At 54.3% G+C, this 18,774-nt stretch carries 19 protein-coding genes; 17 read left to right on the forward strand and 2 right to left on the reverse strand.

The genetic code is table 11. The features are described from left to right. Positions 1-8: 8 nt before the first annotated feature. The 8 genes from leuS to holA all read left to right on the forward strand — a co-directional run bounded on the left by leuS (position 9) and on the right by holA (position 8,214). A complete protein-coding gene (leuS, locus tag CTH_RS03970; RefSeq protein ID WP_079932976.1) occupies positions 9-2,486 on the forward strand; it encodes a leucine--tRNA ligase in 2,478 nt (825 codons plus the stop codon). Between the two features lie 86 nt (positions 2,487-2,572). Continuing rightward, the gene (locus CTH_RS03975; RefSeq protein ID WP_107753138.1) at positions 2,573-2,854 is read left to right on the forward strand and encodes a hypothetical protein; all 282 of its coding nucleotides are present in this window, start codon (positions 2,573-2,575) and stop codon (positions 2,852-2,854) included. Further along, positions 2,796-3,047, forward strand: coding sequence for an MFS transporter (locus CTH_RS03980; protein ID WP_159071819.1), 252 nt, complete (start codon positions 2,796-2,798; stop codon positions 3,045-3,047). Before CTH_RS03975 ends, CTH_RS03980 begins: the two co-directional genes overlap by 59 nt. Further along, positions 3,044-3,802 carry a carbohydrate deacetylase gene (locus tag CTH_RS03985; protein WP_107753140.1) on the forward strand — a complete coding sequence of 253 codons (759 nt, stop codon included), beginning with the start codon at positions 3,044-3,046 and terminating at the stop codon, positions 3,800-3,802. The genes CTH_RS03980 and CTH_RS03985 overlap by 4 nt, the downstream gene beginning before the upstream one ends. 5 nt (positions 3,803-3,807) lie before the next feature. Continuing rightward, entirely contained in the window at positions 3,808-4,425 is a 618-nt protein-coding gene (locus CTH_RS03990) for a nitroreductase family protein (protein ID WP_078666297.1), read from the forward strand. Positions 4,426-4,499: 74 nt separating this feature from the next. Continuing rightward, entirely contained in the window at positions 4,500-4,970 is a 471-nt protein-coding gene (locus CTH_RS03995; protein ID WP_207656828.1) for a ComEA family DNA-binding protein, read from the forward strand. Continuing rightward, positions 4,967-7,207: a DNA internalization-related competence protein ComEC/Rec2 gene (locus CTH_RS04000; protein ID WP_078666295.1), complete on the forward strand. Its 2,241-nt coding sequence runs from the start codon at positions 4,967-4,969 to the stop codon at positions 7,205-7,207. Before CTH_RS03995 ends, CTH_RS04000 begins: the two co-directional genes overlap by 4 nt. Beyond that, positions 7,207-8,214, forward strand: a complete 1,008-nt coding sequence (holA, locus tag CTH_RS04005; RefSeq protein WP_079907043.1) for a DNA polymerase III subunit delta — start codon at positions 7,207-7,209, stop codon at positions 8,212-8,214. Before CTH_RS04000 ends, holA begins: the two co-directional genes overlap by 1 nt. A 53-nt stretch (positions 8,215-8,267) precedes the next feature. Here the strand turns inward: holA and rpsT are convergent, their stop codons facing one another. Next, the gene (gene rpsT / locus CTH_RS04010; RefSeq protein ID WP_078666293.1) at positions 8,268-8,534 is read right to left on the reverse strand and encodes a 30S ribosomal protein S20; all 267 of its coding nucleotides are present in this window, start codon (positions 8,532-8,534) and stop codon (positions 8,268-8,270) included. 141 nt (positions 8,535-8,675) lie between these two features. Between rpsT and CTH_RS04015 the strand changes: the two genes are divergently transcribed. The 9 genes from CTH_RS04015 (at position 8,676) to lepA (ending at position 18,534) form a co-directional block, all read left to right on the forward strand. Then, entirely contained in the window at positions 8,676-9,005 is a 330-nt protein-coding gene (locus tag CTH_RS04015) for a phage holin family protein (RefSeq protein ID WP_174182987.1), read from the forward strand. A 108-nt stretch (positions 9,006-9,113) separates the two neighbouring features. Further along, the gene (gene spoIIP, locus CTH_RS04020) at positions 9,114-10,142 is read left to right on the forward strand and encodes a stage II sporulation protein P (RefSeq protein ID WP_078666292.1); all 1,029 of its coding nucleotides are present in this window, start codon (positions 9,114-9,116) and stop codon (positions 10,140-10,142) included. A gap of 51 nt (positions 10,143-10,193) precedes the next feature. Further along, entirely contained in the window at positions 10,194-11,084 is an 891-nt protein-coding gene (locus CTH_RS04025; RefSeq protein WP_107753142.1) for a DMT family transporter, read from the forward strand. Between the two features lie 33 nt (positions 11,085-11,117). Next, on the forward strand, positions 11,118-11,342 hold the full coding sequence (locus CTH_RS04030; RefSeq protein ID WP_078666290.1) for a hypothetical protein: 225 nt from the start codon (positions 11,118-11,120) through the stop codon (positions 11,340-11,342). Then, positions 11,335-12,906: a murein biosynthesis integral membrane protein MurJ gene (murJ, locus tag CTH_RS04035; protein WP_107753144.1), complete on the forward strand. Its 1,572-nt coding sequence runs from the start codon at positions 11,335-11,337 to the stop codon at positions 12,904-12,906. The genes CTH_RS04030 and murJ overlap by 8 nt, the downstream gene beginning before the upstream one ends. 76 nt (positions 12,907-12,982) lie before the next feature. Beyond that, positions 12,983-14,482, forward strand: a complete 1,500-nt coding sequence (locus tag CTH_RS04040; protein ID WP_078666288.1) for a spore germination protein — start codon at positions 12,983-12,985, stop codon at positions 14,480-14,482. Beyond that, positions 14,475-15,578, forward strand: coding sequence for a GerAB/ArcD/ProY family transporter (locus CTH_RS04045; RefSeq protein ID WP_107753146.1), 1,104 nt, complete (start codon positions 14,475-14,477; stop codon positions 15,576-15,578). Before CTH_RS04040 ends, CTH_RS04045 begins: the two co-directional genes overlap by 8 nt. Then, entirely contained in the window at positions 15,565-16,662 is a 1,098-nt protein-coding gene (locus CTH_RS04050) for a Ger(x)C family spore germination protein (protein ID WP_107753148.1), read from the forward strand. Before CTH_RS04045 ends, CTH_RS04050 begins: the two co-directional genes overlap by 14 nt. 69 nt (positions 16,663-16,731) lie before the next feature. Further along, on the forward strand, positions 16,732-18,534 hold the full coding sequence (lepA, locus tag CTH_RS04055; protein WP_107753150.1) for a translation elongation factor 4: 1,803 nt from the start codon (positions 16,732-16,734) through the stop codon (positions 18,532-18,534). Between the two features lie 23 nt (positions 18,535-18,557). On the opposite strand, the gene CTH_RS04060 is transcribed toward lepA, so the two are convergent. Next, on the reverse strand, positions 18,558-18,746 hold the full coding sequence (locus CTH_RS04060) for a ferredoxin (protein ID WP_078666284.1): 189 nt from the start codon (positions 18,744-18,746) through the stop codon (positions 18,558-18,560). Positions 18,747-18,774: the final 28 nt, after the last annotated feature.

Genomic DNA, 18,774 nt, shown 5'->3' on the forward strand with positions numbered 1-18,774 from the left:
TGGACTGGATGGAGCAGCGCTATAATTTTGCTGAGATCGAACCGAAGTGGCAGGCCCGCTGGGCGGAGGAAAAGCTCTACCGGGTAGAAGAAAGTCAGGACAAGCCCAAGTATTATTGTCTGGAGATGTTCCCTTATCCCTCCGGCAATTTGCATATGGGGCATGTGCGCAATTATTCCATCGGGGATGTGGTGGCCCGCTTTAAAACCATGCAGGGTTACCAGGTACTGCATCCCATGGGCTGGGATGCTTTTGGCTTGCCGGCAGAAAATGCGGCAATTAAGCATGGGATTCATCCGGCGACCTGGACCTGGTCCAATATTGACAATATGCGGCGGCAATTAAAGGGCATGGGGATCAGTTATGACTGGGACCGGGAGGTAGCTACCTGTCATCCCGGCTATTATCGCTGGACCCAGTGGCTGTTCCTGCAATTCTTCAAAAAAGGTCTGGCTTATAAGAAAAAATCGGCGGTTAACTGGTGTCCTTCCTGTGCCACCGTGCTGGCCAATGAGCAGGTGGTGGACGGGCACTGTGAACGCTGTGATTCCCAGGTTACCAAAAAGGACCTGGAACAGTGGTTCTTGCGCATTACCGATTATGCGGAACGTTTGCTGAATGACCTGGAAAAACTGACCGGCTGGCCGGAAAAGGTCAAGATTATGCAGGAAAACTGGATCGGCCGCAGTGAAGGGGTGGAAATCACCTTTGGCATCAAGGGGCGGGAGGAAACCATTACCGTCTATACTACCCGACCGGATACCATTTTCGGGGTAACCTATATGGTGCTGGCCCCCGAACATCCCCTGGTGCCGGAACTGGTAAAAGGCCAGCCCCAGGAAGCTGAGGTTATGGCTTTCCGGGAAAGAATGAAAACCCTGAGCGAAATCGCCCGCACATCCACGGAAGCGGAAAAGGAAGGGGTTTTCACCGGGGCCTATGCCGTCAATCCCCTGACAGGCAAGGAAGTACCCATCCTGATTGCCAATTACGTCTTACTGGATTATGGTACCGGGGCGGTAATGGGGGTTCCAGCCCATGATCAGCGGGACTTTGAATTTGCCCGCAAATACAAGCTGCCGGTGGTTGTGGTAATCCAGCCGGAAGGGGAAGAACTGGATGGTGCCAGCATGACCGCGGCCTATGCCGGGGAAGGCAAGCTGGTCAACTCCGGGGAATTCAATGGCCTGCCCAATGAAGAAGCCTGGGATAGAATCGCCGAAACCATTGAGGCCAGAGGACTGGGGCGCAAGCGGGTTAATTACCGCTTGCGGGACTGGCTGATTTCCCGCCAGCGTTACTGGGGTGCGCCTATTCCCATTGTCTACTGCGATAGTTGCGGGATTGTGCCGGTACCGGAAGAACAGCTGCCGGTGCTGTTGCCGGAAAATGTGGATTTCAAGCCCGGGGGTCAGTCACCTCTGGCGGAATGCGAGGAATTTGTCCACACCACCTGTCCGCAGTGCGGCGGAGCCGCCCGGCGGGAAACCGATACCATGGATACTTTTATCTGCTCATCCTGGTATTTCCTGCGCTACACTACCCCACGGGCTACAGATGTGCCCTTCGCCAAAGAGCTGGTAGACTTCTGGATGCCGGTGGACCAGTATATCGGCGGGGTAGAACATGCTATTTTGCATTTGCTCTATAGCCGTTTCTTCACCAAGGTTTTGTATGATCTGGGTTTGGTCAGTGTGGATGAGCCCTTTACCAATTTGCTCACTCAGGGCATGGTGCTGAAGGATGGGGCCAAGATGTCCAAGTCCAGGGGCAATGTGGTCAGTCCGGAAGAGATTATGGCCAAATACGGGGCTGATACCGCCCGGCTCTTCATCCTTTTTGCTGCTCCCCCGGAACGGGATCTGGAGTGGAGTGACCAGGGGGTAGAAGGGGCTTATCGTTTCCTGAACCGGGTCTGGCGCCTGGTTCACCATTACCATCAGAATCTGGCCGGAGTCAGCGCCTACCAGGGTGGGGAACTGAGAGCTGAGGACAAGGAGTTGCGGCGGCAGCTGCATGCCACCCTGAAAAAGGTTACCGATGATATCTCCCAGCGCTTCAATTTCAACACCGCCATCAGTGCCATCATGGAACTGGTCAATGGCCTCTATAGCTACAAGGACAAGGTAACTGAGCCCAATCTGGCGGTAGTCAAGGAGGCGCTGGAGTTGCTGGTCATCATGCTGGCTCCCTTTGCCCCGCATATTACTGAGGAATTGTGGCAGGCTCTCGGCCACACTGACAGTGTCCATCGCCAGAGCTGGCCCCGGGTGGATGAGCAGGCCCTGGTGGCTGAGGAAATTACCCTGGTGGTGCAAATCAATGGCAAGGTGCGGGATCGGGTGAATGTGCCCGCTGGCCTCAGTGTCCAGGAACAGCAGGAGGCGGTACTGGCCCTGCCCAAAGTTAAAAGCTGGCTGGAAGGCAAGACGGTGGTCAAAGTCATTCCGGTACCCAATAAACTGGTGAATATCGTGATAAAATAACCAGAGCGGGACTGTCTGGCGGGACAGTCTCCTCTTTTTTGCAGGAAAAAATCGGCCGAGGGAGAAGTATAGAGGGTGGAGGGGATTTGAGTTGTGGTTTTTTGCTGCTGGCCCAGTTTTTTGGACAAATGGGCCGCGGGATGTTTGAAGTTCTCTATAATCTGCTATTATTAAAATACGGATATACTATGGCCTTTGCCGGACAGGTGATTGGACTGTCAGCTGCGGTTACAGCCGTGATGATGCCCCTGGCCGGCCGGCTGGGGGACCGGCGGGGGCGGAGGACTTTGCACATTCTGGATGGCCCTGATGAATGCTGCCCATCCGCTGGTGCAAAATATTACCCTGACGGCAGTGGCCGCAGATAAACGCGGGCTGGCTTCTTCCCTGAACGGCACTCTCTACCAGGCGGGCTGGGCCGTGGGAGGGCCGCTGACCGGTTATTTGCTGCACTGGGGAGGTTACCAAGCCGTCTTCTGGGGTGTCGGTTTGTTATATCTGGTAGGTACCGGCTGGTTTTATCTCTTTTTTGGCCGGCCATTGAAGGAGGAAGGGGTATGAGCAAGTGGCTAATTGTCAATGGCGATGATTTCGGATTATCTCCCGGCATCAACGAAGGGGTACGGCGCTGCCACCGGGAAGGGATTTTGACCAGCACTACCATCCTGGTCAACCAGCCCTGGGCCCGGGAGGCGGTGGACCTCAGCCGGGAATGTCCGGCCCTGGAAATGGGTGTGCATCTCAATTTGACAGTGGGCAAGGCCCTGACTGACGGCCGCCAGTTTGAACCCTATCCCGTTTTGTATGAACGCCTGCAGCGGGCCAGTGCCGAAGAGATCGCTCGTTTCCAGGAATGGGCGGAAGCAGAATGGCTGGCCCAGATTCAAACGGCCCGCAGCTGGGGCCTGGAACTGAGTCACCTGGATTCCCATCATCATGTCCACGGTTGGCCCTGGTTACGGCCGGTAGCACTGCACCTGGCCCGGCTCTTTGATTTACCCCTGCGGGCTCCCCAGGAGGAGGCTAAAGCCTTTTTCCGGCAGCAGGGAGTAGCAACTCCCGACTTTTTTGTGGAGCATTTTTTTGGTGCCGGGGTGACCAGGGAGAATTTTGAAAAAATCTTACAGGGGATGGCTGCTGGTTTTACAGAAGTGATGACCCATCCGGCGGTACCGGACTGGCAACTGCTGGCCATCAGCTCATATACCGAAAACCGGGGGCGGGAACTGGAGATTTTGCGCTGGCCGGGCTGGCAGGAAATAATGGCTGAGCTGGGCGTTAGCTATGGCCACTGGCGGGATTTACAGGGGAGGTAAAAAAGATGGAGAAAGAACAGATTTATGAACTGATGCGCAGCCGGCGCAGTATCCGGCTTTACAAGCCCGACCCTATTCCTCAGGAGACGCTGGAACGGATCATTGCCGGGGCCCTCTGGGCCCCCTCGGGGATGAACAAACAGGACTGGCTGGTGGTAGTGGTAACCGGCGAGAAAAAACAGGAGCTGATTCGCCTGTTTGGCGAAGGGGGAGAATATTTACGGGAACGGCTGGAACAGCTCTTCCCCCCCAAAATGGTCAATCTGACTATGCAGTTCTTTCGCACTGGCGGCAATGCCCAGGCCATCGTGCTGGTCTATGTACCCAGGGAACAGATAAAGATTTCGCCTGACATGAATCTTAATGAGCGCCATGCTGCCGAACATGATCGCATGGGCGCGGTCCAGAGCGCTTCAGCCCTGATTCAGAACCTGTTGCTGCTGGCTCATGCCGAAGGGCTGGGTTCCTGCTGGCTCAATGGGCCTCTGTTCGTGCAGGAGGAAATCAACGCCTTGCTGGGTATCAAGGATAAGGAACTGGTGGCTGCCGTAACTCTGGGCTGGCCGGATCAGCAACCACCGGTACCACCCCGCAAACCGGATCGCGTCCTCTGGTACAAATAAACGACAAAATCTCCCAAAAAAGCCCCCTTGTTCCCGGGGCTTTTCTTTTTTACAATGGGAGAGAGGTGAGAAAATTGGTCAGGAAAGTCATCATTGGTCTCTGTGCCGGTTTGGCCTGCTTTTTACTGGGCTGGCAAACCGGGCGGCTGGTGGAAAAAGAGCCGGCAGCCATGGTGCTAAAGGCGGACAAGCTCTTGAACCAGGTTAAACTGCCGGTTGATGCCAGCCTGGTGCCCGCAGCTCAGCCCCTGGTGGAGGAAGAAAAGCAAGAGCAATCCCTGACGGAGGTAAAAAAGGAGGCGCCGAAAAAGGTACAGACCAGAACAAAAATTAAAAATAACCAGCAAACGCAGCAGGTGGTGAACATTAATCAGGCTACCGCTGAGGAACTGGAGAATCTGCCTGGTATCGGTCCGGCCCTGGCCCGGCGAATAGTGGAATATCGCAATCAGCATGGTCTTTTTACTGATAAAGAGCAGTTACTGGCTGTGCCGGGCATCGGGCCGAAAAAGATGGTGGAACTCCGGCCCCGGGTCAGGATATGAATCCCCTGGTTGGAACTGCCCTCAGCTACGCTCTGGTGCTGCTCAGCTGGGAACAGGGGGGATGGCTGTTCTGGTTTGCTTGCCTGTTGGCCCTGCTGGCCCTTTTTAGCTGGCGGCCCCGGAAGATTCTACTGCCCATCGGGGCAGGGATAGTGCTGGCGGGGCTGGTGCTGGCTCTCTGGCAATATTCCTTTCCTCGCTTGCCCTGGCAGGAGGGGCAAAAGGTGACTGTGGAAGGGGAATGGCTGGAAACCAGTCCGACAGCTTATGGCTGGAAAGGCATCCTGCGTACTGATGCTGGCAAAGTGCTGGTCTATACCGGGACGGAGATCGGGGCAGGGCGCCGGGCCCGGGTTAGTGGTAAGGCGGAACAGCCGCCCCTGGCCCTCAATCCCGGCCAGTTCGATTACCGGCGCTATCTCTGGCACCGGAAGATCAGCTGGCAAATCAAGGCGGACAGGGTGAGTGACCTGGGGCCAGGCAGCAGTTGGCGCCTGGCTCTGGCAGGGCTGAGGGGACAAATCAGCCAGCAGGCACTAAACAATGCGCCGGGCCGCAGTGGCACCTTGCTGGCAGCCATGGTCTGGGGTCAGGAGCAGTACCTGGAGTCAGAGACCAGAGATGGACTGAACCGGGCGGGGCTGGCCCATCTCCTTTCTGTTTCCGGCTTCCATGTCTCCCTGCTGGCGGTGCCGGTCTGGCTCTGGAGCCGCCGGCTGGGGGGCTCGCCCTGGTGGCGGCTGGGGGCAGCTCTGACCCTGGCCCTTTTTTATGGCGCTCTTTCCGGTTTTGAGCCACCTGTACTCAGGGCGCTGATTATGCTGGCTCTGGCCATGCTGGGCCGGGAGCTAGGGCAGGGCAAAGATGATGAAGCCGGATTAGCCCTGGCCCTGTTTCTGACTTCCTTTACCCAGCCCTTGCTGATTACGGAAGCTGGTTACCAGCTGACCTTTCTTGCCACCTGGGCCTTGCTGGTGCCTGGGCGGCAGTTGAGGGGGCGCTGGGCCTGGCTGTCTTTGCCCCTGCTGGTACAGGCCTTCACTTTACCAGCACTGATTTACCACTTCCACTACTTTAATCCCTGGTCCCTGCTGGCCAATCTGCTGCTAACCCCGGTGGCTACTCTGGCTCTCTGGCTGGGGTTTCTGGCCGGGAGTCTGGGCTGGTTCTGGCCCCTCTGGGGACAGGCCCTTTATCCGGCAGCAGCGTTGCCGGCCCTGCTGTTGCTTGCAGCTGCTGACCTGATCCAGCAGTTGCCAGGGGCCCGGTTGGCTTTTCGGGGCTGGTCGGCGGCTGCTACCGTCCTGTTTTTGCTGGTGCTGGCCTGGTTTTTACGGGGCGGCTGGGCGGGCAGCAGTGGCCTCTGGCTGCGGGGTTGGGCCTGGCGGCTATTGCCTGGTCGCTGGCGCTACGGACTGGCGGTAGGGCTGGTAATAGGCTGTTTTAGCCTTTACTGGCGCTGGTCCCAACCGGCTTTACAGGTTACCTGGCTGGCTGTAGGGGAAGGGTTTGCTGCGGTAATCACTACCCGGACCGGGGAAACCTATTTGCTGGATGCCGGCCCAGCCGGCAAGCGGGTAGTAGGGGCCTATCTGGCCCAGGCGGGAATTGATCATCTGCGGGGAGTCATCATTACCCACCCTCATGCTGACCATTATGGGGGTCTGGAGGAGCTTATGGGGAAGGTGAGCATCGACTGGCTGGCAGCGGGGCCGGGAGCCTGGCAGGAACCGGCGCTGGCTGCCCTGGGGCAGAGCTGGCAGAGGGAGGGAACCCGACTACTCACCTGGCAGCAGGGGGAAGACAGACAGCTGGCCCCTGGTATGCGCCTCAGGGTATTAATGGCCAGAACAGCAGGAGAGGATTGGAATCAGCGCTCCCTTGTGATAGAATTGAAAAAGGATAATTACTCCCTCTTGTTTACCGGAGATGCCGATCGTCAGGGGCTGGACCAGCTGGCCAGTGCCTACCGGCCCCAGGACCTGCTGGCAGTAACTATGCCCCATCATGGCAGCCGGGATGGTGCTAGTGGCTACTGGCTGCAGCGCTGGCAACCCCGGCTGGCGGTGATTCCTGTAGGCCCTAATCGCTATGGTCACCCCCATCAGGAAACCCTGCTCAGGCTGCAAAGGCAGGGGATAGCCGTATTGCGCACTGACCGCCAGGGAGCGGTAAGCCTTAGTTGGCCGGAGGGAGAGGATCCGCAGATTAGCTTTTTCAGGCAGGAGGAACCTTAATGCTGGCAGCAGACGGAGTTTTACAGAGCATTAAAAGAGGGGTAGTCAGTCCCCTTTATTTTATCTATGGTGAGGAAACCTGGCAGATTCGGGAGCTGGTACGGGCTTTTCGGGAGTTGCTGGCTCCCGCGCTGCGGGATTTTAATTTACAGGTACTGGATGGGAAGAACACTTCCTGGGAGCAGCTGGTAAACAGCGCCCGCACCATTCCCTTTCTGGCTGAACGGCGGGTAGTAATCGTGGAAAACTGGCAGGCCCTGCTCGCGGGAGAAGGCGGGCAGGGGGAAGAAGTCTTTTTGAGCTACCTGTCTGATCCCAACCCGGCCACGACCCTGGTGCTGGTCCAGGAAGGCAAGCCGGATAAAGGGCGGAAAGCGGTGAAGGCCCTGGAAAAAGCAGCCCAGGTGGTGCAGTGTACCCAACCCAAAGGCAGTGAATTGCTGGAGTTTATCCGCAACCAGGCCAGGCAGCTGGGCTTGAGACTGGAAGAGGAGGCGATCCGGGAGCTGGCCCTGATGGCAGGTAGTAACCTGCCTTTGCTCCACCAGGAGCTGCAAAAACTGGCCCTGTATGCCCAGGGGGAGATGCTGAACAAGGACCAGATTCAGGAGCTGGTGGCCCCTAGTCCAGAAGCAACCATCTTTCAGCTGGTGGATGCGGTGGCTGAAGGGCGCTTTACCGCAGCCTTACCGCTGTTGAAAGAACTTCTTTTTCACGGGGAACCACCGGCACGCATCCTGTATATGCTTACCCGCCAGTTTCGCTTGCTCTGGCAGGCCAGTTTGCTGGCAGCACGGGGCTACGGGGATAAGCAAATAGCTGCCCAGATCAATGCCCCCCCTTTTGCTGTTCCCAAATTACTGCGCCAGAGCCGCCGGTTTTCTGAGGGGGATTTCTACACCATCTGGGACATACTGCTGGAGGCAGATCTGGCCCTCAAAACCAGTCGCCAGGACCAGCAGCTGGTGCTGGAGCTGACAATTTTACGGTTGTGCGGAAAAAAATAAAAACAGCAGGACTGTGAGCCTGCTGTTTTTTTAATGACTAATCTGTCGACAAATTAGCCGGCGATTTGATTGAATTTCCTGGTTAAACGGGATTTGCGCCGAGCAGCGGCGTTCTTATGTAGAACACCTTTGGTAACTGCCTTGTCCAACAGGCGGCAAGCCTTAACTAAAGCAGCTTTGGCGGTATCCACATCAGTGGTGGCCAGAGCTTCATGGAAACGCCGGATGGCAGTTTTTACGGTGGATTTGATGGCAGCATTGCGCAGAGCACGCTTTCTGGCTTTGATAGCTCTTTTGGCTGCGGACTTGATGTTGGCCACAGATTTCACCTCCTTCGGGGTTGCAGTCAACAAAAGTAATTTTAACATGAGTAACCCAAAAAAGCAAGAGTATAAATTAAGAATAGGATATGGTCAATTGGGTATCCTAACGTTGAACGTAAAAACAAGGGGGTGAAAATAATGCTGGGAGCGATTGTGCGTTTTATAGTCTCTGCCATAGTACTTATGGTTGTCAGTTTCCTGGTACCCGGCTTTAAGGTTGCCGGTTTCGTCGGCGCCCTGATAGCAGCAGCAGTTATTGCGATTCTGGGTTATGTGGCTGAGCTGGTACTGGGAGACAAAGTCTCACCGCGTAGCCGGGGTCTGGTCGGCTTTATTACCGCAGCGGTGGTTATCTATCTGGCCCAGTTTATCGTTCCGGCCCAGATCAGCGCTTCCATTCTGGGAGCATTGATTGCCGCTTTTGTCATCGGTTTGATCGATGCAGTGGTACCGACCATGATTCGCTAACAGGAAAAGTTAAAATAAAAGGACTGTCGGCAAAAGTGCCGGCAGTTTTTTTGTTCTATTTGCCTGAAGGCCTGCATAGATATATTCTGCAGGCAGGAGGTGGACAAAATGCGGTTCAAAGGCAGGACAGCGGGCTGGTTAGCCCTGGGTTTGACTACTTTGCTGGCGGCCTGGTGGAATATTCCCACCCGGGCCCAGGTGGAGGCGGTAGATAAGGTGGGGCAAATAGCACCCAAAATGGATGCCCGTCAGATGTTACAGCGGGAATTGCCTTTGCTGGGAACGGAAATGATGTGGACAAGCCCGGAATGGCTGCCGGTAGGCAAACCCCAGGTATATCTGGCCCAGGGGATTCCCTTCTTGCGAGTGATGGCCGAAGAGGAGGAATGGAATGACAGTGATAAACCAGTGGCCCGGACCGATAGGGTGGTGGATAGTGTCTATCAGCCCCAGGCTGATCCGCATGAAGAGGTCAAACCGGAACAGGTGCCGGGTTTAGGTCAGTTTCGCCTCTGGTTGCCAGCGGGACAGAAGGTTCCTCTGGTTGGGATTTATAATACCCATACTTCCGAAACCTATCGCCTTACTGATAAAACCGACAAGGTACCCGGGGAAAAAGGCGGGGTTTTTGCCGCTGCTTCCGCCCTGGCGGAAGAGCTGAGCAGCCGCTATGGCATTGGCGTAGTGCAGAGCCAGGCTATTCATGATGAAAACTGGCTTCTGCATAATCCCTATGCCAATTCGGCTGTGACGGCCCGGCAGATGCTGGAAAAGTATCCGGACTTGCAGCTTCTTATCGATATTCACCGGGATGCAGAAGTGCCCCGGGAGAACAGTGTGGTAAAAATCCAGGGCCGGGAGGCCGCCCGGATTATGCTGGTGGTGGGCACCAACAGCAGGGGCAATCACCCCAGCTGGCAAAAAAACCTGGCTTTTGCCCAGCAGCTGGCAAAGCAGATTGAGCAACAATATCCAGGCCTGGTGCGAAAGGTGATGACTAAACCAGGCCGCTATAACCAGCATCTCCATCCCCGGGCTGTTTTGATTGAAATTGGGAGTACAAGCAATTCTACAGCTGAGGCAGAATACACTGCCCGCCTGCTGGCTAAAATGGTAGCAGATGTTGTCAAGAAATAAAATCAGGAGTATAATCGTTGTTAAGTATAGAGAGATAGGGGATGGGGACAGGTGCAATATTTATTACTGGTATTGACAGCTTTTTTCTGGGGTGGGGCCTTTATTGCTGGAAAAGTGGCAGTAAAGACGACACCCCCTTTTGTCGTGGCTTTTTTACGTTTTCTGATAGCTGGTATTTTACTTTTGTTGCTACTGAGGCGTCGGGAGGGTTGGCCGGACTGGCGGAAGAAAGAAAATTTCTCTGGTCTTTTCTTTTTAGGTCTAACCGGGGTGTTTGGCTATAATCTGCTATTTTTTGAGGCTCTCAAACATACTTCTCCTGTCAATGGTTCCCTGATTGTGGCGGCCAATCCCGGAGTTACGGCTTTAATCAATCGCTTCTGGCATGGTGAAAGACTGGGTCCACGGCGCTGGCTGGGGATTCTGCTGTCCTTTACCGGGGTTACTCTGGTCATCTGCCGGGGAGATCTGGAGCTGCTGGCCAATTTGCGCTTTAATTTTGGCGATATTCTGCTGGTGGGCGCTACTTTGTGCTGGGCCCTTTATTCCATCAAAGGCAAAGAGGTCATGAACAACTTTACTCCCCTGGCGGCCACGGCTTTTGCCTGTACGTTCGGGGCCTTATTACTCTTGCCTTTTGCCCTCTGGCAGGGGGGGCAACAGGGATGGAGCTGGCTGGGACAGGCCCAGCCCTGGCTGGCCATTATCTTTTTGGCAATTTTTGCTTCTGTGCTGGGGTTTGTCTGGTGGTACCAGGGAGTGCAGGCTATCGGGGCATCCCGGGCTGCCATTTTCATCAATCTGGTGCCCATTTCAGTGATGCTGATGTCAGCCCTGCAGGGGGAAAAGTTGACCTGGGTACAGCTGCTGGGAGCAGCCCTGGTGCTGGGTGGGGTTTATCTGACCTCCATGGCTAAAGTCCAGCCTGGCCGGGCACACTAAAAAGTAAAAGCCTGGTTGAAAGGATGGACCCCTGTGCAAAAACTGGTGCTGGTACTGGCACTGACGGTGACTTTCTGGGGAGTGGCAACAGCCTACTCTGTATTTGTCCACTGGGTGAAGCCGCCTGCTGACCCCTGGCAACGAACGGTACAGGGGCTGGAGCGAAGCTTCAAAAAGGTGGAAAAGCGACTGACCGTGGAACTGGCGGCCCGCAGGGCTTTGCTGAAATACTGGCGAAAGGAAGACGGACATGAGTAGCAAAAGCGGTGGAGTGGCCCGGGCGGCCGGTATTTTAATGGTGACCATGATATTAAGCCGCATCCTGGGACTGGTAAGGGATCAGGTGCTTACTGCCCGCTTTGGCAGCAGCCATTTAACTGATGCTTATCTGGCGGCTTTTACCATACCCGATTTGCTATATAACTTGCTGGTGGGTGGCGCCCTGAGCGCCGCCTTTATTCCGGTTTTTTCCTCCTACCTGGCCCGGGGGGAAGAGAAAGAGGCCTTTACTGTTGCCTCTACAGCTATCAATCTGGTTATGCTGCTTCTCAGTCTGGGGACAGTGCTGGCCATGATATTTACCCCCGCTCTGATGCCCCTGGTAGCTTACAAGTTTCCTGCTGAGACCAGGGAAATAACCATTTATCTGACCCGCATTATGTTGCCTTCGGTGCTATTTACCGCCCTTAACGGGCTGATGATGGGCATTCTCAATTCCTACAAGCATTTTACCGCTCCGGCGGTAGGGGCACTCTGGTATAATGTGGCCATCATCCTGGCTGGTTGGTTTCTCGCCCCCTGGCTGGGGATTGCAGCCTTTCCGGTGGGGGTCTTGCTGGGAGTAATGGCCAATTTCCTCTGGCAGTTGCCCCGGGTGAAAAAAATAGGCTTTCGTTACCGGCCGGTACTGGAGCTCCGGCATCCTGGCCTGCAAAAAATGCTGTGGCTGATGTTACCGGCTTTACTGGGGCTGGCGGCCAATCAGATCAATCTGATTATCAATCAGAATCTGGCTTCCGGACTGGATGCAGGCAGTATCACAGCCCTACGGGTAGCCAACCGCCTGATGGCGGTACCTCTGGGGGTTTTTGCCTTTGCGATTGGGGCTGCGGTTTTTCCCACCCTTACCTCACTGGCGGCTGTGGGCAAAATGTCGGAATTCAAAAACACTCTGCTGGATGGCCTGCGTTCGGTTTTTTTCATTACCCTGCCGGCAGCCGCAGGTCTGATGGCATTAGCAGAACCCATTGTGCGCCTGCTGTTTCAGCAGGGCAAGTTTTCTGCTGCTGATACCCGGCTGACAGCCCTGGCCCTGTTCTGGTATTGTCTCGGCCTTTTTGCCCAGGGAGCGGTGCTGGTGGTAACCCGGGCTTTTTATGCTTTGCAGGATACCACTACTCCTGTAAGTGTGGCAGTGGTAACAATCTTAATCAACTATCTACTGAATGTAGCTATGGTGGAGCGCTTTGCAGCGCCCGGGCTGGCTTTTGGTTATTCGGTTACCGGTATTATCAATTTCCTGGCTTTGCTTTATCTTTTGCGGCGCAAGACCGGGCCTCTCGGACTGTCCCAGCTGGTGCGTTCCTGGGGCAAGGGCAGTACAGCTGCTCTGGTGATGGGGATAGCGGTTTATTTCCTGGACCAGGGGCTGGTGCAGGTGGTCCCGGTCAGCCAGAAGGGAGGGCAGTTGCTGGAAGTACTGCTCACTGTGACAAGTGGAGCTGCCCTGTACTGGTTGCTGGCTCGCCTCTTCAAAATGCAGGAAGCGGAACAGGTGCGCCAGCTGGTGGTGCGGCGTTTGAACAGGCAACGAGCGGCTTAGCTCTTGCCTGTATTTTTTTTCACCTCGGAGAAATACTAACCTCAGCAGGCAGAGTTTGGCTGAACGAGGTGAGAGTATGCGCTGGTTCGGGGGTAAAAAGAGCAATTCGCTGAAAGCACGGGTTCAGTACCTGCAGGGACGGTTTCAACAGGCCCCTGATTTTACTATTCGCTATTTTCGCATTGGCAAAAGCCTGGAACAGGAAGGCGCCATTGTTTTCTTGAAAGGCATTGTTGATCGCACCATGGTCCATGCCGATATTCTGCGGCCTTTGCTGATCTGGGGGCGGCAGACGGAGAGCGTGGACTGGCAGGCAACAGAATCTTTGTTGTTATCGGTAGGGCAAATCAAGGAACTGGGAAACATAGAGGAGGGGGTACAGTCCCTGTTGCGCGGGGATACCCTCTTGTTGCTGGATGGGCTGGACCTGATTTATGCCATCAATACCCGGGGCTGGGAAAAACGGGGCATAACGGAACCCTCCTCGGAGCCGGTTATTCGTGGTCCTCATGATGGCTTTACGGAAACCCTGGTCACTAACCTGTCCCAAATTCGGCGGCGGCTGAAAACCACCCGGCTCAAAGCCAAACGTTATCAGGTGGGGAGATATAGCAAGACTGATGTGGCTTTGCTTTACCTGGATGGTATCGCCAATCCCCAGGTAATCGAGGAGCTGGAGAAACGGATCGAACAGCTGGATCTGGATGCTTTGCAAAGCAGTGGCCAACTGGAACAACTGATCGAAGATAATCCCTATTCTCCTTTTCCCCAGATTCAGTCCACCGAGCGACCGGACAAAGCAGTGGCCAATTTACTGGAGGGCCGGGTGGTTTTGGTGGTGGATGGTAGCCCCCAGGTGCTGATTGCCCCGTCGGTTTTCAGCCAGTTTTACCAGAGTCCAGAGGATTACGGTTCCCGCTGGCTAATGGCCACTTTTGTGCGCCTGATGAGGCTGGGCGGGTTCATAGTGGCTCTGACTCTGCCGGCAATTTATATTGCCTTGATTTCTTTCAATTATGAGATGATACCTCTGCGTTTATTGATACCTCTGGCGGAAAGCCGTTCCCGGGTGCCTTTTCCGCCCATAGTTGAGGCAATGCTGATGGAAATAACCATTGAGCTGTTGCGGGAAGCGGGGATTCGCCTGCCCAGCCCTATCGGACAAACTATCGGTATCGTGGGCGGTCTGGTGGTGGGCCAGGCGGCCGTGCAGGCTGGCCTGGTCTCCAATGTTATGGTAATTGTAGTAGCGGTGACAGCCATTGCATCTTTTGTGGTGCCTACCTATGATGTGGGCTTTTCGGTACGGCTTTTGCGTTTCCCCCTTATGTTTCTGGCCTCAGCCTTTGGGCTGGTGGGGATTGCAGTGGGTTTGACCATGTTGCTGGCCCATCTGGCTATTCTGGAGTCGGTAGGTACTCCTTATGCCCTGGGTATCAGCCCCTTGCGCCTTAAGGACTGGCTGGATTCAGCTATTCGCGCGCCTAGCTGGTTTCTGAATCAGCGGCCTACCATCGGTCATCCCTTGAACCGGACCAGACAGCAGACGGGAAAGGGGGAGAAAAAGCATGAGTAAAACGGCACCAGCAGGCAAACTTACCCGACAACAGCTGTTTTTCCTTATTTCCGGGATCCAGATCGGGGTGGGTATACTTTCCTTGCCAGCTGGTTTGCACAAGGTTGCCCGCCAGGATGGCTGGATTTCCGCCTTTATTGCGGGTTTAATGGCTGCCCTGGGACTGGTGTTTATCCATCTGGTTTGCCGCCGCTTTCCCGGACAGGCCCTTTATGATATTCTGGACAGCGTTTGGGGGAAATATCTGGGTAAATTCTGGACTGGATTGTTTATTATCTATTTCTGGGCTACAGGGGCGGTAATTTTCCGTATATATTTGGAAATCCTGCAAATCTGGATGCTGCCCCTGACACCGCGCTGGGTCCTGATTATCCTTTTGATGTTACCAGTTTTTTACCTGGTATTCAATGGGTTGACTGTACTGGGACGTTTTGCGGAAATGCTGTTTCTCATCAGTGCCTGGATTGTGATCCTTCTTTATTTCCCTCTGCGGGAGGCTCACTGGTATTATCTCAAACCCATCGGTACGGCAGGCCTGAAAGCCATCCTGCTGGGGAGTTTTAAAGCAGCTCTGGCTATGCTGGGGTTTGAGTTTTACTGGCTGGCCTATCCCTATACCAGTCCACGGCGGCGCTTGCTCTTCTGGGCCCTGGCTGCCAACGGCCTGGTTACTATTCTCTACATGGCAGTAACAGTAATTGCTTTTGCTTTTTATAGCCCGGAGGAGATTGAAAGCTGGCGCTGGCCGACTCTAGGCCTACTCAAGGTGATTCAGTTTTCTTTTATTGAGCGGATGGAATATGTGATTTTAGCTCTTTGGGTGCCGGTAGTCCTTTTGACTGTGATTGGGATGTTTTATGGTGCCGGTTTAGGAACAGCGCATTTGCTGAAGCGTGAGGATCATCGTTATCTAACTTTGCTTCTGGTCCTGCTGGCAGGGGTTGTCGACATATTTTTACCTGATGCTGATAAATTGAGTAAACTGGGAGATTATCTGGGTTATGCCGGTTTAGGGCTGGGGATCCTCCTGCCAGGACTAAGCTGGTTGCTGGCCAGTTTGCTGCCCAGGGGAGGGATGAGGAATGAAAGGAATTAAAACCCTGGCTCTGGGCTTGATTCTATTAATCACCAGTGGTTGCTGGGATGCCAGACCCCTGGAAGAAAGTACCATCACCCTGAGTGTGGGGATTGACCGGGATGAACGGGGACGGTTGCTCATGACCACCGTGGCTCCAGTGCTGGAGGAAGATGCGAAAAAGAAGGTACTGGTTGTCTCCACTCTGGCCCATACTCCCCGCCAGGCTCGCATGAATCTGGACCGGATGTTACCAAATCCGATCAGTGGTGGTAAACTCCAATTTATTTTGATCGGTGAGGAACAAGCCCGAAATGGTATCCGGGGTATCATGGATGTGTTTTTCCGGGATCCTGGCAATCCTTCTACTGCCTATGTGGGAGTAGTGGAGGGCAAGGCCCAGGAGCTCTTTATGCAGGAATATCCTGATAAGCCCCGCATTTCCCTTTACCTGGCCAGCCTGGTCAAACACGGTAAGGGGGAAGGAAAGGTGATACCTGTTACAGTGCAGCGCCTGCGCACCATGATGTATGATGAAGGCCAGGATACCTTTTTGCCCTATTTTCGCCGGGGGTCCAAGGAAGTTAGCCTGGCTGGCACTGCCTTGTTTATAGAGGACAAATTCCAAACAGTCCTGCCGCCACGGGAAAGCGCCTGGCTCTCCCTGGTTAACGGCGATACCAGCAGAATAAAACTTACTATGCGCTGGCGCAAGGATGAACTGGAAACACCTGATGACTTCCTTTCGGTCTGTTATTTTGCCGAGGATCGGGACTTCAAGGTGCATAAAGGAGAGGGGTGGAAAGTGGAAATAAATCTAAAAACCAGGACGTCCCTGGAGGAAGTTCCCTGGGATTTAGATTTAAGTGATAAAAAAACTGTCAAGAAAATACAGAGTTTTTTAAGTCAGGAAGCTCAGAGGGAAATAATGAATATGTTGCGGTTTGTACAGAAAGTGCCTGCTGATGTCCTGGGTGTGGGCCAGCGGATACGGGCAGAGTTCCCGCGGGAATGGCAAAAAATGGACTGGAGGCAGGAATTTCCCCGGGTAAAGTTTCAGGTCAAGGTTCAGGTGGATATTGCCCGCACTGGATTGACCAAATAGGATTGCTCCTCAGGGCAGAAAATGCTATAATATTTTGGTAACTGATGCCCTGAAGGAGGACAGAACAGCATGGTCCATGACCATATTCGCAATTTCTGCATTATCGCTCATATTGACCACGGCAAATCCACTCTGGCCGACCGGCTGTTGGAATATACCGGCACCTTAAGTGAACGGGAAATGACGGAACAGGTGCTGGACTTGATGGAACTGGAAAAGGAACGGGGTATTACCATCAAGCTGCAGGCTGTGCGCCTCAATTATAAGGCCAGGGATGGCAGGGAATACATCCTCAACCTGATTGACACACCTGGCCATGTGGACTTTACCTATGAGGTATCCCGAAGTCTGGCCGCCTGTGAAGGAGCGCTGCTGGTGGTGGATGCCTCCCAGGGGATTGAGGCCCAGACTCTGGCCAATGTCTATATGGCCTTAGAGCATGATCTGGAAATCATCCCGGTAATCAATAAAATCGACCTGCCCAGTGCCGAGCCGGAGCGGGTGCGGCAGGAGATTGAAGATGTAATCGGTCTGGATGCTTCTGAAGCCATCCTGGCTTCAGCCAAAGCCGGTATTGGGGTGGAAGAGATTCTGGAAGCCATTGTAGCCAAAATTCCGGCTCCCAAGGGGGAGCCTGAGGCTCCCCTGCAGGCCTTGATTTTTGACAGTCACTTTGACCCCTACAAGGGGGTAATCGTCTACTTCCGGGTAGTGCAGGGCACCATCAAAAAAGGTATGAAGATTCGCTTCATGGCCACGGGCAAGGAGTTTGAAGTCACCGAAGTGGGGACTTTCCGGCCTTTCCCGGTGCCGACAGTGCAGCTGTCGGTGGGTGAGGTGGGCTATCTGGCGGCCAGTATCAAAAATGTGAAAGATACTACTGTTGGGGATACTATTACCGAAGCGGAGCGGCCGGCTGCTGAGCCTTTGCCCGGTTACCGCAAGGCCACGCCCATGGTCTTCTGTGGCCTCTATCCAGTGGATAGCGGGGATTATGATGATCTGCGGGATGCTCTGGAAAAGCTCAATCTCAATGATGCGGCCTTAATCTATGAGCCGGAGACATCGGTGGCGCTGGGTTTTGGTTTTCGCTGTGGGTTCCTGGGGCTGTTACACATGGAGATTATCCAGGAGCGCCTGGAGCGGGAATACGGCCTGACTTTGATCACTACTGCCCCCAGTGTGGTCTACCGGGTTTATCTGACCAACGGGGAAGTAATCGATATCGATAACCCTACCAAATTGCCGCCGCCTACTCAGATCGAACACCTGGAGGAACCCTATGTCAAAGCCACCATCATGGTGCCCAACAATTTTGTCGGGGCAATTATGGATCTGGCTCAGGAAAAGCGGGGCAATTTCCTCAACATGGAATACCTGAGTGAAAGCCGGGTCATGTTGCATTATGAACTGCCCCTGGCGGAAATCGTTTATGATTTCTTTGATCAGCTTAAATCCAGGACCAAGGGTTATGCTTCTTTTGATTATGAATTCATTGGCTACAAGCCATCCAAACTGGTCAAACTGGATATACTCATCCACGGGGAAGTGGTGGATGCCCTTTCCTTTATTGTCCACAAGGACAAAGCCTACCAGCGCGGGCGGCAGATGGTGGAAAAACTGCGGGATCTCATCCCCCGCCATCAGTTTGAAATCCCTATCCAGGCGGCCATCGGCAATAAAGTCATCGCCCGGGAGACGGTCAAGGCTTTGCGCAAAAATGTACTGGCCAAGTGTTATGGCGGGGATATTACCCGGAAGAAAAAGCTGCTGGAAAAACAAAAAGAAGGGAAAAAGCGGATGAAGCAGGTGGGAAATGTGGAAATTCCCCAGGAAGCCTTTATGGCAGTGCTCAGTATTGACCAGAAATAAAAGAGGCCGGGTTTCCGGCCTCTTTATACTTCGGCAATGGCATCAGTGGGGCAATTTTCCAGAGCTTCCCTGGCCTCATCCTCCAGGTCATCTGGCACCTCATCCACAATGGCTTTGGCTTTGCCTTCATCATCCCAGTCATAGACATCGGGGCAGGTGCTGACGCAGGCGCCACAGCTGATGCACAAATCAGGATCTACCTTGACTTTCATGGTCTCAACCTCCTTCGCCTACAGTTTG

The sequence above is a fragment of the Carboxydocella thermautotrophica genome (assembly GCA_003054495.1).
Lineage (GTDB): Bacteria > Bacillota.